This window comes from Pseudomonas sp. URMO17WK12:I6, assembly GCF_003253625.1.
Taxonomy (GTDB): Bacteria; Pseudomonadota; Gammaproteobacteria; order Pseudomonadales; family Pseudomonadaceae; genus Aquipseudomonas.
Genome location: NZ_QKYZ01000024.1, coordinates 63,616 through 77,846, shown reverse-complemented (window position 1 = coordinate 77,846; position 14,231 = coordinate 63,616). Strand labels below are relative to the sequence as shown.

13 protein-coding genes are annotated in these 14,231 nt (G+C 58.7%); 8 read left to right on the top strand and 5 right to left on the bottom strand.

Annotation, left to right across the window (positions count from 1 at the left end; all coding sequences use genetic code 11):
* Positions 1-385: 385 nt before the first annotated feature.
* The gene (locus tag F475_RS28495; RefSeq protein WP_177431140.1) at positions 386-2,323 is read left to right on the top strand and encodes an alkaline phosphatase D family protein; all 1,938 of its coding nucleotides are present in this window, start codon (positions 386-388) and stop codon (positions 2,321-2,323) included.
* A 16-nt stretch (positions 2,324-2,339) separates the two neighbouring features.
* Positions 2,340-2,867, top strand: coding sequence for an adenylate kinase (locus F475_RS28490; RefSeq protein WP_111455315.1), 528 nt, complete (start codon positions 2,340-2,342; stop codon positions 2,865-2,867).
* 122 nt (positions 2,868-2,989) lie between these two features.
* Here F475_RS28490 and F475_RS28485 read toward each other — a convergent pair whose 3' ends face one another.
* Positions 2,990-4,165 (bottom strand): aspartate aminotransferase family protein, encoded by a 1,176-nt coding sequence (locus F475_RS28485; protein ID WP_018930169.1) that lies wholly within the window; start codon positions 4,163-4,165, stop codon positions 2,990-2,992.
* A 102-nt stretch (positions 4,166-4,267) separates the two neighbouring features.
* Between F475_RS28485 and F475_RS28480 the strand changes: the two genes are divergently transcribed.
* Positions 4,268-5,173 carry a LysR family transcriptional regulator gene (locus F475_RS28480; protein ID WP_026286730.1) on the top strand — a complete coding sequence of 302 codons (906 nt, stop codon included), beginning with the start codon at positions 4,268-4,270 and terminating at the stop codon, positions 5,171-5,173.
* A gap of 75 nt (positions 5,174-5,248) precedes the next feature.
* A complete protein-coding gene (locus tag F475_RS28475; protein WP_064616222.1) occupies positions 5,249-6,262 on the top strand; it encodes a sensor domain-containing diguanylate cyclase in 1,014 nt (337 codons plus the stop codon).
* Between the two features lie 15 nt (positions 6,263-6,277).
* Here the strand turns inward: F475_RS28475 and msrA are convergent, their stop codons facing one another.
* From msrA to msrB, 3 genes are read right to left on the bottom strand one after another with little or no spacing between them, the layout of a single operon-like run.
* Positions 6,278-6,994: a peptide-methionine (S)-S-oxide reductase MsrA gene (msrA, locus tag F475_RS28470; RefSeq protein WP_086946438.1), complete on the bottom strand. Its 717-nt coding sequence runs from the start codon at positions 6,992-6,994 to the stop codon at positions 6,278-6,280.
* A 28-nt stretch (positions 6,995-7,022) separates the two neighbouring features.
* Entirely contained in the window at positions 7,023-8,831 is a 1,809-nt protein-coding gene (locus tag F475_RS28465; protein WP_111455314.1) for a cytochrome c biogenesis protein DipZ, read from the bottom strand.
* A gap of 43 nt (positions 8,832-8,874) precedes the next feature.
* Entirely contained in the window at positions 8,875-9,390 is a 516-nt protein-coding gene (gene msrB, locus F475_RS28460; RefSeq protein WP_019651784.1) for a peptide-methionine (R)-S-oxide reductase MsrB, read from the bottom strand.
* A gap of 152 nt (positions 9,391-9,542) precedes the next feature.
* On the opposite strand from msrB, the gene F475_RS28455 reads away from it, so the two are divergent.
* The 4 genes from F475_RS28455 to F475_RS28440 all read left to right on the top strand — a co-directional run bounded on the left by F475_RS28455 (position 9,543) and on the right by F475_RS28440 (position 13,202).
* Positions 9,543-10,259, top strand: coding sequence for a response regulator transcription factor (locus F475_RS28455; RefSeq protein ID WP_018930163.1), 717 nt, complete (start codon positions 9,543-9,545; stop codon positions 10,257-10,259).
* On the top strand, positions 10,256-11,779 hold the full coding sequence (locus F475_RS28450; protein ID WP_111455313.1) for a HAMP domain-containing sensor histidine kinase: 1,524 nt from the start codon (positions 10,256-10,258) through the stop codon (positions 11,777-11,779). Before F475_RS28455 ends, F475_RS28450 begins: the two co-directional genes overlap by 4 nt.
* A 66-nt stretch (positions 11,780-11,845) precedes the next feature.
* Positions 11,846-12,361 (top strand): hypothetical protein, encoded by a 516-nt coding sequence (locus tag F475_RS28445; protein ID WP_111455312.1) that lies wholly within the window; start codon positions 11,846-11,848, stop codon positions 12,359-12,361.
* A 136-nt stretch (positions 12,362-12,497) separates the two neighbouring features.
* A complete protein-coding gene (locus F475_RS28440; RefSeq protein WP_018930160.1) occupies positions 12,498-13,202 on the top strand; it encodes a hypothetical protein in 705 nt (234 codons plus the stop codon).
* A gap of 131 nt (positions 13,203-13,333) precedes the next feature.
* Here F475_RS28440 and cyoE read toward each other — a convergent pair whose 3' ends face one another.
* The gene (gene cyoE / locus F475_RS28435; RefSeq protein WP_111455311.1) at positions 13,334-14,221 is read right to left on the bottom strand and encodes a heme o synthase; all 888 of its coding nucleotides are present in this window, start codon (positions 14,219-14,221) and stop codon (positions 13,334-13,336) included.
* Positions 14,222-14,231 lie beyond the last annotated feature (10 nt).

The window sequence follows — 14,231 nt, the reverse complement described above, 5'->3', positions numbered from 1 at the left end:
GACTCCACAAGCACCCACACGAATTGCTTGATTCAGTTGTTAAAGAGCGGTTGGTTAAGATCTTTCGTCTCAACCGAGGCGCGCATTCTACAGCAGCCTCTGTTGCTGTCAAGCAGTAAATTTCAAATTTTCTTCATGAAATTCAACTACTTGCCGCTAACTCAGTTTCAAACTCCTCGTTAGCGGGAGGCGAATAATACAGTGTTTTATTTGGTGGTCAACCACCTGTTGTAATTATTTTTACCTAATCCATGCGACTTAGGCGCAGTACCGACTTCTGCCTCATGAGCAGTCCAGGCTTTGCTTGCATTACCCGTCGACAAACCCGCCCTCTTTACCAGCTGCGCTATGATCGCGCCCCTCTGCGCCAGGATTCTTGAACGGGATGTCCATGTCTTTGCCACTAGCTGACGCTCATCAATCACTACCACCCGTACTCGTCGGCCCGTTATTGCGGCGCCTGGAACCTGCGCGGCTGGTGCTATGGCTGGTCGGGTCGCGTTCGCTGGCGCTGACGCTGCGCCTGCAAGGCATCGATATCCGCCTCAATGCGGATCAATGCACGATCATTCCCGTCGGCACTCATGCCTTTGTTCATTTAATAGATGTACCACTGAACACCGCCCTGCCCTGCGACACACTGATCGAGTACGACCTGCTGATCGCCGAGGCGGATGGCGCTCCGTCGGGCATCGCCGAGTGGGCACCTCACCTACTATATGGTGAAGCGCGCTGCCCGAACTTTGTGTTGCGCTCACAGATCGATCAGTTGCTGCATGGCTCCTGCCGTAAACCTCACCATCCGGCGGCCGATGGCTTGCTGTGTGTCGACCGGTTGCTCGCGTCAGAGCCGGACGCAAGCAAGCGTCCGGCTCTATTAATGATGAGCGGTGATCAGGTGTATGCGGATGATGTCGCGGGACCAATGCTGCGTGCAATTCATGCCTTGATCGAACGCCTGGGGTTGTTCGACGAACACCTCGACGGCGCAGTGGTCAGCGACAGCGCCAAACTCTACGAACATCCGGCCAGTTACTACCATCGTGCGGATTTGTTACCAGCGCTTGAGAGCAACGAAACCCTGCGCGAGCGATTTTTCGGTGGGGCGCGTAAGCCGATTTTCACCAGCAGCAGCGCCGACAATCATTTGGTGACCTTCGCCGAAGTCATGGCCATGTACCTGCTGGTGTGGTCGCCAACGCCCTGGACGTTGATCGCGCCGCAACCACCGACACTGACGCCCGAACGACGCAAGCGTTATGCCCTGGAGCAGACGCGCATCGATGGGTTCAAGGCGGGGCTGGGTGGCGTCGCGCGAGCGATGGCGCATTTGCCATGCCTGATGATTTTCGATGACCACGATATTACCGATGACTGGAATCTTTCTGCGCAATGGGAGGAAACGGCCTACAACCATCCGTTCTCCAAGCGCATCATCGGCAACGCGCTGCTTGCTTATATGTTGTGTCAGGGTTGGGGCAACAACCCGGATGCGTTTGGCAACGTACTGGAAAAAACCCGCTTATTGAGCGTCACGGGGCAAGACCATCACCTCGACAGCGAGATCCAGGACGAATTGATCGATGAACTGCTGAGTTTTCAGCAGTGGCATTACGTGCTGCCCACCCGCCCGGCGCTGGTGGTGCTCGACACCCGCACCCGGCGCTGGCGTAGCGAGATGAATCTCAAGCAGCCGTCGGGCCTGCTGGACTGGGAAGCACTCAGTGAGCTGCAACAGGAATTGCTCGATCATTCTTCGGCGATCATCGTCTCACCGGCGCCGATCTTCGGCGTCAAATTGATCGAAACCGTACAGCGCGTGTTCAGTTGGTGCGGTTACCCACTGCTGGTGGACGCCGAAAACTGGATGGCTCATCGCGGCGCGGCTCAGGTGATCCTGAACATTTTCCGACACTCCCGCACACCCGGTAACTACGTGGTGCTGTCCGGCGATGTGCATTATTCCTTCGTCTATGAAGTATTGATCCGACACCGCAAGGCCGGCCCGCGTATCTGGCAGATCACCAGCAGCGGCATCAAAAACGAATTCCCACCCGCCCTGCTCGAATGGTTCGACCGCCTCAACCGTTGGCTCTACTCGCCCCGCTCGCCCCTTAACTGGCTGACCAAACGCCGACGCATGCGCATTGTTCCGCACATCCCCGAACACGCCGAAGCAGGGGAACGGTTGTGGAACTCGGCAGGAATTGGCCAAGTGTTCTTCAATGAAAAGGGCCAGCCACAGGATATTTATCAATTCAATGCGGATGGATCGCCGAAGACGCGAATGATCGCGCCAGAAATGTCCGAAACAGCCGACTGACTTCGCACGAATGACCATGAGTAATCATTACCCGGCCACCCTAAACCTCACTCGAACCCTGATCATCGGCAATTCCGGCTCGGGCAAGAGCTGGCTGGCCAAACGACTGGCCGAGCATCTGCAAGTGCCTTGTACCGATCTCGACCTGATTCACTGGGTATCCGATGAACACAGCATCGCCCGTCCCCGCAACGAAGCACTGGGAATGGCGCGGGTGGCGGCGAGTGAAGAGCGTTGGGTTATCGAGGGTGTTTACGGCTGGATGGTCAGCGAACTTGTGGAGCAGGCCACTGCGCTGATCTGGCTGTGTCTGGAGGACGAAGATTGCGTGAACAACATACGCCAGCGAGAAGCGAGGCGGGACGAGAAGGAAGAGTTGCTGATTGCGTTACTCGATTGGGCCGGCAGCTACCGTACTCGCCAAGGGTCCAGTGGATTTGCCGCCCATCAGCGTTTGTTTGACCGGTTTAGCGGCTCAAAACTTCAACTGATGAACCGGGCTGAAGTCTCCGCTTTCGTCAGTACGGTGCAGCAAACCAATTGATAGCCCCGCAAGATAGCCCCCGCAATTTTCTTTGGGGGCTATTTCACTCAGGGAGACACCGATTTTGTAGGAGCTGCCGAAGGCTGCTCCTACAAAGGGAAGCGGTGTATACACAGAAGGTGTCAGGCCGCTTTCACCGCCCGCCCCACTCCTCTGACAATCATTTCCACTTCCCGCTCATCGATCGTCAGCGGTGGCAGCAGGCGAATGGTCTTGCCCCGTGTCACGTTGATCAGCAAACCGTGATCCCGCGCGGCAATCAAGGTCAGGTCGCGGATTGGTTGGGCGAGTTCGATGCCGATCATCAATCCCTGGCCACGGATCACCAGGACGTTCGGATCGTCGGCCAGTTCGACGCGCAATCTGGCAAGCAGGCGTTCGCCCTGAAGTCTGGCGTTTTCCAGCAGGCCTTGTTCTTCGATGATCTCCAGCACGGTGCAACCCACCCGACACGCCAGCGGATTGCCGCCGAATGTACTGCCGTGGCTGCCAGGTGTGAATAAATCCGCAGCCCTGCCCCGAGCCAGGCAGGCACCGATGGGCACTCCGTTACCCAGGCCTTTGGCCAAGGTCATGACGTCCGGGATGATGCCTTCGTGCTGGAACGCAAACCACTGGCCGGTACGGCCGATGCCGGTCTGGATTTCGTCGAGCATCATTAACCAGGCGCGCCGGTCACAGAGCTCGCGCACCGCTTTGAGATAACCAGGCGGCGCCACTTGCACACCACTTTCGCCCTGAATCGGCTCCATCAGAATCGCCACAATGCGTGGGCCGTGGGCTTTCTGCGCCTTCTCCAGGGCAGCGAGGTCGCCGAATGGCACTTTAATGAAGTCCCCCGGCAACTTGTTATACCCCAGGCGCACCGCCGGGCCGTCACTGGCCGACAAGGTGCCGAGGGTCCGTCCGTGGAAAGCGTTCTCCATGACCACTACCAGCGGCTGCTCGATGCCTTTGTGCCAGCCGTAAAGCCGCGCAAGTTTCAGCGCGGTTTCGTTGGCTTCGGCACCGGAGTTATTGAAGAACGCCCGCTCCATGCCCGACAGCCGAACCAGTTTCTGCGCCAGCCGCTGTTGCCAGTCGATGCTGTACAGGTTGGATGTGTGCAACAGCAACCCGGCCTGTTCGCTGATGGCCGACACGATTCGCGGATGGGAATGGCCGACGTTGGTCACCGCCACGCCCGCCACCGCGTCCAGGTATTCACGACCGGCCTGATCCCATAGGCGCGTGCCCAGGCCTTTGCTGAAACTCAGGGCCAAAGGTTGGTAAGTGCTCATCAGGCAGGTGGCGGTCATGACATCAAGCTCCATCAATAGTCGGTGTTTTTGCAGTATGGTTAGCCACCTGAGCTGGATAAATACCGCAACACTTCAATCATTTTAAAGCTGGGCTTGATAATGGATTTATTCCAGGCAATGACCGTTTACGTAAGAGTGGTGGAAGCCGGCAGCATGACCGCCGCCGCTTTGCAGTGCGAAATGTCCACGACCATGGTCGGTAATCACCTGCGGGCTCTGGAGCAACGCCTGGGTGTGCGCTTGCTCAACCGTACGACACGGCGTCAGCGTTTGACGGAATTCGGCACGGCGTACTATCAGCGGTGTCTCGAAGTGCTGGGGCTGGTGGCTGACTCCGAACGCCTGGCCGAACAAACCCTCGACGAGCCGAGCGGCACTCTGCGCATCACCGCACCGCTGACCTTCGGCACCGAACGGCTCGCACCGGCCCTGAGCGAGTTCACCCTGCGCTGCCCGCAAGTCAAACTCGATGTCGTTTTGACCAACCAGCGCCTGGACTTGCTCGACAACGGTTTCGACGTGGCGATTCGTCTGGGCACGACCGAGCTGTCCAACATGATTTCTCGCCCGCTCATCGACTACACGATGACCCTGTGCGCATCGAAGGATTATCTGGAGCGTCGAGGCACACCGCAGAAACCCGCCGACCTGCAACACCATGACTGTTTGGCCTTCGCCTACCCGGCCGGAGATGACTGGCACTCGGTAGCCAAACAATGGCGCCTGAAGGGGCCCGAAGGTGAAGTCATGGTGGCGGTCAGCGGGCCGATGTTGATCAACAGCTCGGCGGGGTTGCATCAAGCGGCGCGAACCGGCATGGGCATCGTGATGGTTCCCGATGCGCTGGTGGAGCAAGACCTTCGGGACGGAAAACTGGTGGCCTTGATGCAGGACTACCAACTGCCAAGTCGGCCGATGAACCTGGTGTATGCCCAGGACCGCTACCGTTTGCCGAAATTGCGCAGCTTCGTTGACTTTGCACTGCAGTGGTGGGGCAAGCACTAGCCGGGGCAATACGCCATGAACTAATCTCCTCGACTGACGAGTCACGTTAATATCAGGACGGCAGGGAGACCGATGATGGGTGAGGCATCGAAAATCGAGCCGTTGAAGTTCGATCTGTCAGATTTTAACGAAGACATGCTGCACACCATTCTGGAACTGGTCAGCGATGGTATCTGGGACTGGAACGCCAACACCGGGTTCGTCTATCGCAACCCCGGGTGGTACGAGATGCTCGGCTATACGCCTCATTCCCTGGACAACAATGTGTTGACCTGGGAAAACGTGATCCACCCCGACGATTATTCGCGGGTCATGGCGTTGTTTGATGACTACCTGGATCAGCGCGCTCCCGGTTATCAGGCCGAGTATCGCTGCCGCATGCGCGATGGCACTTACACCTGGATCGAGGATCGCGGCTACGTGCTGGCACGTAATGCCGACGGCTCGGTGGCGCGAATGATCGGCGCGCACCGCAGCATCGAAGACAAGAAACGCCTGATCGAAGAAATGGAGCGGCGTAATCAATCCCTGGAAGCCATCGTCAAGGAACGTACTCGGGAGTTGTCCCGGGTCAATCAGCAGTTACAGATTCAACTCGAAGAAAATCGCAAATTGGCAGAAACCGATGTGCTGACCGGCATCGCCAATCGCTATCGACTGGAGAAAACCCTGCCTAAGGAATGCGACCGCGCCCAACGCTTCCGCGAACCCCTGTCGCTGATTGCCATGGACCTCGATGACTTCAAAAACATCAACGATCACTACGGTCACGCCCTGGGAGATGCAGCGTTGGTGCAAGTGATCGAGAGTGTGAAGCACTGCGTGCGCAAAGGCGATCTGTTGGCGCGCTGGGGCGGTGACGAATTCATCCTGATTTTGCCCAATACCTTGTTGGCCGACGCCAGGTCACTCGCTGAAAGAATCCGTCATGGCCTGGCGAGCCTGCTGCCGGTCGGGGACTATCAAGTGACCATGAGTTTTGGCGTGGTGCAGCGCTTTGAAGAAGAACAACAGACCGGGTTGCTGGCCAGGGCCGATCAGGCGTTGTATCGGTCGAAAATCGCGGGCAAGAACCTGATTTCTGGGTGAGGCGACTCCGTCCTGTCAGCCGCCCTGCATGCCCGCTTTCACCAATACTGGTTTTTCCTGATACCGATCCGGATACAGTTGCTTCAACTGCGCCACTTTCGGCAGGTCATTGATCACGATGTAGGGGTAGGTCGGATGCTCGGTCAGGAAGTCCTGATGCTCCTCTTCCGCCGGGTAGAAACCGTTGTAGCTTTCCAGCTTGGTGACAATCGGTTTATTGAACGAATGGGCAGCGTCGAGCTGGGTGATGTAAGCCTGGGCGACGCGTTGCTGTTCGGTGCTTTTCGGGAATAGCGCCGACCGATACTGAGTGCCTCGGTCCGGGCCCTGGCGGTTGAGTTCGGTGGGGTTGTGGGCCACCGAGAAATAGATCTGCAGCAGGCTTCCGTAACTGACCTGAGCGGGATCGAAGGTCACTTCGACGGCCTCCGCATGGCCGGTGTCACCCTCGCTGACCCGCTCGTATTGAGCGGTATTGGCTGCGCCACCGGCATAACCGGAAACCGCATTTTTCACCCCTTTGACATGCTGGAACACGCCTTGGACGCCCCAGAAGCAACCGCCGGCAAAAACCGCCGTTTCGCTGTGCGCCTGGGTGGTTTCGTCAAGCGTCGGCGCCGGGATGATGACCGCCTCTTCGGCGCCTGCGAACGAGAATGCAGAGCACTGACCAATTACGCTGGCGGCGGCCAAACCCAGAAATGTGCGACGCCAGTTGAATGGGGTTTTCATGGGCTGTCTCCTGAATGAATGGGGGCTATCAACCAAAGGTAAACGCATACGCCGACACACCCGGATCGAGAAACTCGATGCTGAAAGTCCGGTCCTTTACGCCTGTGCTCTGGCGTACCAGTTGATACAACCGCTGCTCGGTGACGCTGCCGCGGCCATCAGGCGCGACGTCGATACCGTGGGCATCACCTGGGGGCTTGCCGTCGATCAACACTTTGAAACGCACCGGTTTGCCGTCAGCACCGGGGCCCAACACCAAGTGCAAGTCGCGAGCGTGAAAGCGATAGACGATACGACTGGCCGCAGCATTTGAAACGGCCCGCTCCGGACCGACAGCCCATTGACCGTCCAGGCTCCAGTCATTGAGGGCCAGTTGTGACGGTGGCTTATAGGCAGTCGCCTTGTCCGGCACCAGGCTGGTTTCAGAGGCGAAATGCTCCATCCGTCGGTAGCCGACATAGGTTTCGGGCGATTGCACTTCATTCATATCCGGGGCGAGTTGAACACCCTGGGCGTTGGCATTGATCAGCCCCTGCGCGACTTTCGCGGCCCCCGCCTCACGTAACAGTCGCTGAATCACTTGTTCGGATTCGGCGTACTTGCCTTCACCAAAATGGTGATAACGAATGCGCCCCTGAGCATCGGCAAAGTAATGGGCCGGCCAGTATTCGTTGTTGAAAGCACGCCAGATCTTGTAGTCATTATCAATGGCCACCGGGTAGGTGATGCCCAGGTCCTTCATGGCTTTGGTGACATTGCCCACATCCCGTTCGAAGGCAAACTCGGGCGCATGGACACCGACCACCACCAAGCCCTGATCGCGATACTTCTCGGCCCAGGCCTTCACATACGGCAGGGTGCGCAGGCAGTTGATGCAGGAGTAAGTCCAGAAATCCACCAGCACGACCTTGCCCTTCAACGCCTGAGCGGTGAGTGGGGGCGAGTTGAGCCATTGCACGGCGCCGTCCAGGGATGGAAGGCTGCCCTCAATCGGCAGCGCGTTCGGCGCCTTCGCGGTCACTTTCATCGCATCTCCAGCGGCCATCATGCCGCCGGCGGGTTGATCGCCGGCCTGTGGAATCTGCGCCATCATTGTCCCGCTGTTGGCCGGTGTCTGACTGGCCAATCGGTTAACCAGCACCTGCTCGATACCGCCGGTGGACGCCGTTGAAACCCGCGCCAGAATCCCGGTGTCCAGTCCCAGGGCTATCGCCACCACACCAACCAGCATCGCAGCGCCCAGGCCTCGACGCAGCCACTCGCCCGCGCCTATCGAGCGCTTCATTGCGGCGAAGACCTTACCGCCCAGCAGTAGTGCTGCGGCGAGAGAAGTGGCGGCACCGGCCGCGTAAGCCAGCAGCAACAGAGTGGTTGCGATGCTTGCCCCTTGCAGCGCCGCGCCGGTCAGCAGCAAACCCAGAATCGGCCCGGCGCAGGGTGCCCAAAGCAGGCCCGTGGCGACGCCGATCAGGAATGAAGCGCCGGGACGCGGCCGGGCATCGGCGCCCGCGGCTTGCGACAGCCGACCGCCGGCTGCCACCAGTGGACGCGTCAGGCGTTCGGCCAACCGCGGCAGCAACAGCGTCAACCCGAACAGTGCAACGAACAGCAACGCGAGCCAGCGACCGTATTGATTGACTTGCACCACCCAACCGCCGCCCACCGCCGCCAACGAGGCGACGAGCGCGAAGGTCAGCGCCATCCCCGCCAGCAGCGGCAAGCCACTTTTCATAAATGGCTGCCCGGTGCGAGCGAAGACAAAGGGCAATACCGGCAGAATGCACGGGCTGACAATCGTCAGCACACCACCGAGATAAGCGAGGACCAGAAGCCACATAACGTCGACCTGCATGAAGTGAGTGAAAGGAAGTGCCCATGGATTACGCCTGTGGCTTGAAGGTCAGCGCCAGGCCGTTCATGCAGTAGCGCAGACCGGTGGGCTTTGGCCCATCCTCGAAGACATGCCCCAGATGACCGCCGCAACGACGACAGTGCACCTCTTCGCGCAATACACCGAAGGAGCGGTCCTGTCGGGTGGCCACCGCGTTGTCCAGGGGAGCCCAGAAACTCGGCCAGCCAGTACGACTGTCGAACTTGGTGTCGGAAGAAAACAACGGCAGATCACAACCGGCGCAGGCAAAAACGCCTTTGCGGTGCTCGTTGTTCAGCGGGCTGCTGTAGGCCCGTTCGGTGCCCTCTTCGCGCAGTATTTCGTACTGCTCGGCGCTGAGCCGGGCACGCCATTCGCTGTCGCTGTGGGTCACCTCGAAAACCTCCTGCGCGCGGGCTTCATCGACCAGCGCAACGCTTGTGGAAAATTTTGGCAATACACCGATCACCAGGGCTGCAGCCCCCAGCCCGCCGCTCGCTACAAGAAACTGTCGCCGTGAAAACATGGCCTTCTCCAAAATTCCAGGTGCCTTGCATGGAACACAGCCTAGGCTTGAGTTGATCGCCAAATCCTCACGAGGAGTTAAATAATTCGTGATAACTCAACCTCAGGAAAACCCGCACAATGTGTTCATTGCGTCACAAAGGATTGAGCTCCATGGAACAGACCAAACGCGTCCTGGTGGTCGAGGACGACCTGCACATCGCCGACCTTATCTGCCTGCATCTGCGCGATGAGCAGTTCGAGGTGGTGCACTGCGCCGACGGCGACGAGGGCATGCGTCTGTTGCAGCAAGGAAGCTGGGACGCACTGATCCTCGACCTGATGCTGCCCGGCGTCGATGGCCTGGAAATCTGCCGCCGCGCCCGGGCCATGGCCCGTTACACACCGATCATCATCACCAGTGCGCGCTCCAGCGAAGTGCATCGGATTCTGGGACTGGAGCTGGGCGCCGACGATTACCTGGCCAAACCCTTTTCCATGCTCGAGCTGGTGGCACGGGTCAAGGCACTGCTGCGACGGGTCGACGCCATGGCCCGCAATCTGAAAATGGATGCTGGCAGTCTGATCAGCGATGGCCTGTCCATCGACCCGATCACCCGTGAAGTCTCCCTCGACGGCCGGCGTCTTGACCTCACGCCACGGGAATTCGACCTGCTTTACTTCTTTGTCCGTCAGCCTGGCAAAGTCTTCTCGCGCATGGACCTGCTCAATGCGGTGTGGGGCTACAGCCACGAAGGCTATGAACACACGGTCAACACTCATATCAACCGCCTGCGGGCAAAGATCGAGGCCGATCCGGCGCAACCGGCGCGCATCCTCACGGTGTGGGGCCGTGGCTACAAATTCGCAGCAAGCGGAGAGCAGCCATGAGGCTGACCCTGACTCAACGCCTGTCCCTGGTGTTCGCCGTGCTGTTGCTGGTGTGCTGCGGTACCTCGGCGTGGATGCAGGTGCGCTCCAGTCAGATGCATGAACTGGAAGTGGTGCAAGGCTTGTCGCGGGATCTGGCCCAACACATTGCCCACGACACCGTGCTGATGGACCGCAATGGCCCGATGCCCAATGCCGTGCGCGAACTGTTCAGCCAGCTGATGCTGGTCAATCCCAGTGTCGAGGTCTATCTGCTGGACACAGGAGGCCGGATTGTCGGCAGCGCCGCGCCCGAAGGCCGGATACATCGGGAGCAGGTCGATCTGGTGCCGATCCAGCGTTTGCTAAAAGGCGAGTCCCTGCCGATTCTGGGTGACGATCCGCGCAGCGTCGATGGTCGCAAGGTGTTCAGCGCCGCGCCTTTGCGGGTCAACGGTCAGCCGGCCGGTTATCTGTATGTAGTGTTGCTCAGCGAAGCGCATGACCGCTTCGCCGAGCGCGGAGCCACCAGCGCGGCGCTCAATACCGCGTTGTTGTCCATCGGACTGGTGGCGTTGCTGTGCCTGATTGCCGGCCTCACGGCATTTGCCCTGATCACCCGGCCATTGCGGCGCTTGACCGAAAAAGTCAGTCAGTTTGATATCAACGGCGTTCCGGCCGCTTCGCCGGATCCTGAGCCGGAGCCGATGGAAAAGGCCGCCAGCCACGATGAGATAGCCGTACTCGACGCGGCCTTTCGGCAGATGCAAGCGCGCCTCGGTGAACAATGGCGCTCGCTGACCCGTCAGGATCAGGAGCGTCGCGAACTGGTGGCCAACATCTCCCACGACCTACGCACACCGCTGGCCTCACTGCACGGTTACCTGGAAACCCTTTCGCTCAAGGACGCCACCTTGTCCCCCGCCGATCGCCGTCGCTATCTGGGAATCGCCCTGGATCAAAGCCGCAAGGTCGGCGGCCTGGCGCAATCGTTGCTGGAACTGGTGCGGCTGGAACACGGTTTCGTGCAACCGGTGCTGGAGCGTTTCTCCCTGACTGATCTGGTGCAGGACATTTTTCAGAAGTTCGAACTCAGCGCCGAAGCGCGCCAGATCGAACTCAAGGCCACCTTCGCCCCCAACGTCGCCGTGGCCTGCGCCGATCTGGGGCTGATCGAGCGGGTGCTGACCAATTTGTTCGACAACGCCCTGCGCCACACGCCCCCAGGCGGAGAAATCGAACTCAGCCTCCGCCCCCAAGGGGCTTTTATCGAAGTGACCGTCAGCGACACCGGCCCCGGCATCGCCCCCCAACTGCGTGAAGGTCTGTTCCTGCGGCCATTCAACATTGGCGGCGCACGGCGCGATGGCGGGCTGGGGCTGCGGATCGTGCACCGGATCCTGCAATTGCACGGTCGCGAGATCGAGCTGATTGATGTGCCGGGACGCGGCGCGACTTTTCGCTTCTCCTTGCCGGCGGATGAGCAAACGGCGGAGCAATGGATGACTCGTTCGATGAATATGAATTCGACGGGGAAATAGTCGATAGCCTCGGCCATGGCAGCAGCTATTATCCGGACTCTTCATTCCCGGCACGGATGCTACGTAATGCTCAATACCCTGCAAAACACCCCGCTATGGGTTTATGCGATCTTTCTGCTGCTCTGTTACTACGGCGTCAAAGCCTTATCCCCAACCCATGAAAGCAAAACGTCGTTGCTTGTCACTCCACCGCTTTTGCTCGGCTGGTCGTTGTACTCGCTGAACCTGACGCTGAACCCTCAACTATCGATTGGCTGCTGGTTGGCCGCCGTCATTATGGGCAGCCTCACGGCACTGGTTGTATTTGCGCACAAGGGTATTGAGCTGGATGATCCGGAAACCGGGCTGATCGTGCCGGGCACGGTTAAAACACCGGTGCTCTACCTGCTGTTTTTTGCCGTGAACTATTACTTTGGCTATCAGGATGAGGTGCATCCGGAGTTCGCCGTCACGCTTGAGATGGTGTTGCTCAAGGCTACGGCGTCGGGTTTTGTCTGCGGATTGATCAGCGGGCGGGCGCTGAAACTTTATCGGGTGCTGCTGACACTCCAGGCAAAACGCCCGCAGATGTCAGTCAGCTAAAAGCGCTCTCACCAAAAATGCAGACCAGCCACCGGTTCATCCGTGACAACACAGCGCTGGTCCAATAGATTAGGCGGCCTGAAAAAGCCCCGTGCTTTCTCGCCTCTATCCAAGTTAAAGAAGTAGTGAAATTTCAATGTCCGATTCCAATACCGCTGAATCCGTAGTCACCTTGTCGTCCAAAGCGGAATACGAAAACTCCATCAATCTTTCACAACACGTGCCTCAGGCCAAGACCATCAGCGAGATGGTTCTGGACGCTTTTCAATCCACCCGGGAAAGCGACCAGATCCGCGAACTGCGCGCCGCGATTCGCCAGGCTCACGACAGCTTCGATGACGATAAAGCCTACGAATTGATGGGCGAACTCAAGCAATTGAAAGACGCCGAAGCGGCCGATATTGCCGCCCTGGAAGACCTGAGCAGCAAATTCCCGATCAGCCGCATTCTGTCCAGCTTCAAGGACGACCCGGCGTTCCAGGAAATCGTTTATGGCCTGGCGCTGAAAGTGCTGAACCAGACTCACCAAGCCATCAGCAACCCGAGCAGCGGCAAGAGCAAAGCGGCTCGCGCCAAAAAAGAAGTCGAAGTGTTCACCATCAGCAAGGACGGCATCAGCGTCACCCTGCCCCTGCGCACCCCGCGCTCGCGCCTGAACGTTGACCGTGAAGCACTGGAATTCCTGGGCTTCACTTTCGTCGGCGAAGGTGAAGAAGCGGAGCTGGAAAGCGAGACGTTCCTGGACAATGCCGGGGCCGAACAACCGGTCAACCGAAAAAACATCATCACCGCGCTGCAGCAGCAGACCGCGTTCGACGGTTACAGCATCGCCGCGCAGTAACGCTAAACGCTGCACACAAAAATCCCCGCCATCGAGCGGGGATTTTTATTGCCTGTACACCAATCGTGATTAAACGAAAAAGCCCCGCCCTTCTCTCGAAGGGCGGGGCTTTTCTTTACAACATCCGACGCTTAAGGCGCGTACGTCAGCAACAACTCGCTCGGCACTTTGAAGTCCAAAGACATCATCACGCTCAACGCGGTAATGGTGAAGATCGAGAACACGAACAGCTTGCGTGCCCAGACCGTGTCATCCACTGCCTTGTAGCCGGTCCAGGCCATGTACAGCCAGTACATGCCCATGGCCGCGGCGACGGCGAGGTAGCTCATGCCGGCGTAGCCGCTGAAAGTCAGCATCAAGGTCGCCACGAGGAAGGCCAGGATGTAGAGCAGGATGTGTTTCTTGGCCACTTCAATGCCGCGCTTCACTGGCAGCACCGGAATCGATGCGGCCAGGTAATCGTTGAAGCGGAAGATTGCGATGGCGTAGGAATGCGGCATCTGCCACAGGCTGAACATCACCAGCAACGTCAGTGCGGCCATGTCGAAGTTATTGCTGACTGCGACGTAACCGATCACCGGCGGCATCGCCCCCGACAGACTGCCCACCAGCGTGCCGTGAACCGACTTGCGCTTGAGGTACAGGCTGTAGAAGCCGACGTAGATGACAAAACCGATCACCGCGAACAACGCGGCCAACGGGTTGGCCACCTTGTACAACAACGCAACGCCGGCGACACCCAGGACGGTCGCATAAGCCAGGGCCAGTTTCAGGGAGATCAAGCCCTGGACCAGCACCCGGTTCTTGGTGCGTTCCATCTTCAGGTCGATGTCGCGGTCGATGCAGTTGTTGAACACGCAACCGGAAGCCACGACCAGGGACGTGCCGATCATCGCGGCCAGGAAAATGGCCAGATCGACATGCCCTTTGGAGGCCAGGAAAACTCCGCCTGCCACAGAAAGCACGTTACCGAAAATGATCCCCGGTTTGGTGATTTGGATAAAGTGCTTAAAGGACATCCGGACTTAC

Coding starts and splice junctions, on each gene's coding strand:
- F475_RS28495 (WP_177431140.1), top strand. CDS start 386: ATGTCCATGTCTTTGCCACTAGCTGACGCTCATCAATCACTACCACCC.
- F475_RS28490 (WP_111455315.1), top strand. CDS start 2,340: ATGAGTAATCATTACCCGGCCACCCTAAACCTCACTCGAACCCTGATC.
- F475_RS28485 (WP_018930169.1), bottom strand. CDS start 4,165: ATGACCGCCACCTGCCTGATGAGCACTTACCAACCTTTGGCCCTGAGT.
- F475_RS28480 (WP_026286730.1), top strand. CDS start 4,268: ATGGATTTATTCCAGGCAATGACCGTTTACGTAAGAGTGGTGGAAGCC.
- F475_RS28475 (WP_064616222.1), top strand. CDS start 5,249: ATGGGTGAGGCATCGAAAATCGAGCCGTTGAAGTTCGATCTGTCAGAT.
- msrA (WP_086946438.1), bottom strand. CDS start 6,994: ATGAAAACCCCATTCAACTGGCGTCGCACATTTCTGGGTTTGGCCGCC.
- F475_RS28465 (WP_111455314.1), bottom strand. CDS start 8,831: ATGTGGCTTCTGGTCCTCGCTTATCTCGGTGGTGTGCTGACGATTGTC.
- msrB (WP_019651784.1), bottom strand. CDS start 9,390: ATGTTTTCACGGCGACAGTTTCTTGTAGCGAGCGGCGGGCTGGGGGCT.
- F475_RS28455 (WP_018930163.1), top strand. CDS start 9,543: ATGGAACAGACCAAACGCGTCCTGGTGGTCGAGGACGACCTGCACATC.
- F475_RS28450 (WP_111455313.1), top strand. CDS start 10,256: ATGAGGCTGACCCTGACTCAACGCCTGTCCCTGGTGTTCGCCGTGCTG.
- F475_RS28445 (WP_111455312.1), top strand. CDS start 11,846: ATGCTCAATACCCTGCAAAACACCCCGCTATGGGTTTATGCGATCTTT.
- F475_RS28440 (WP_018930160.1), top strand. CDS start 12,498: ATGTCCGATTCCAATACCGCTGAATCCGTAGTCACCTTGTCGTCCAAA.
- cyoE (WP_111455311.1), bottom strand. CDS start 14,221: ATGTCCTTTAAGCACTTTATCCAAATCACCAAACCGGGGATCATTTTC.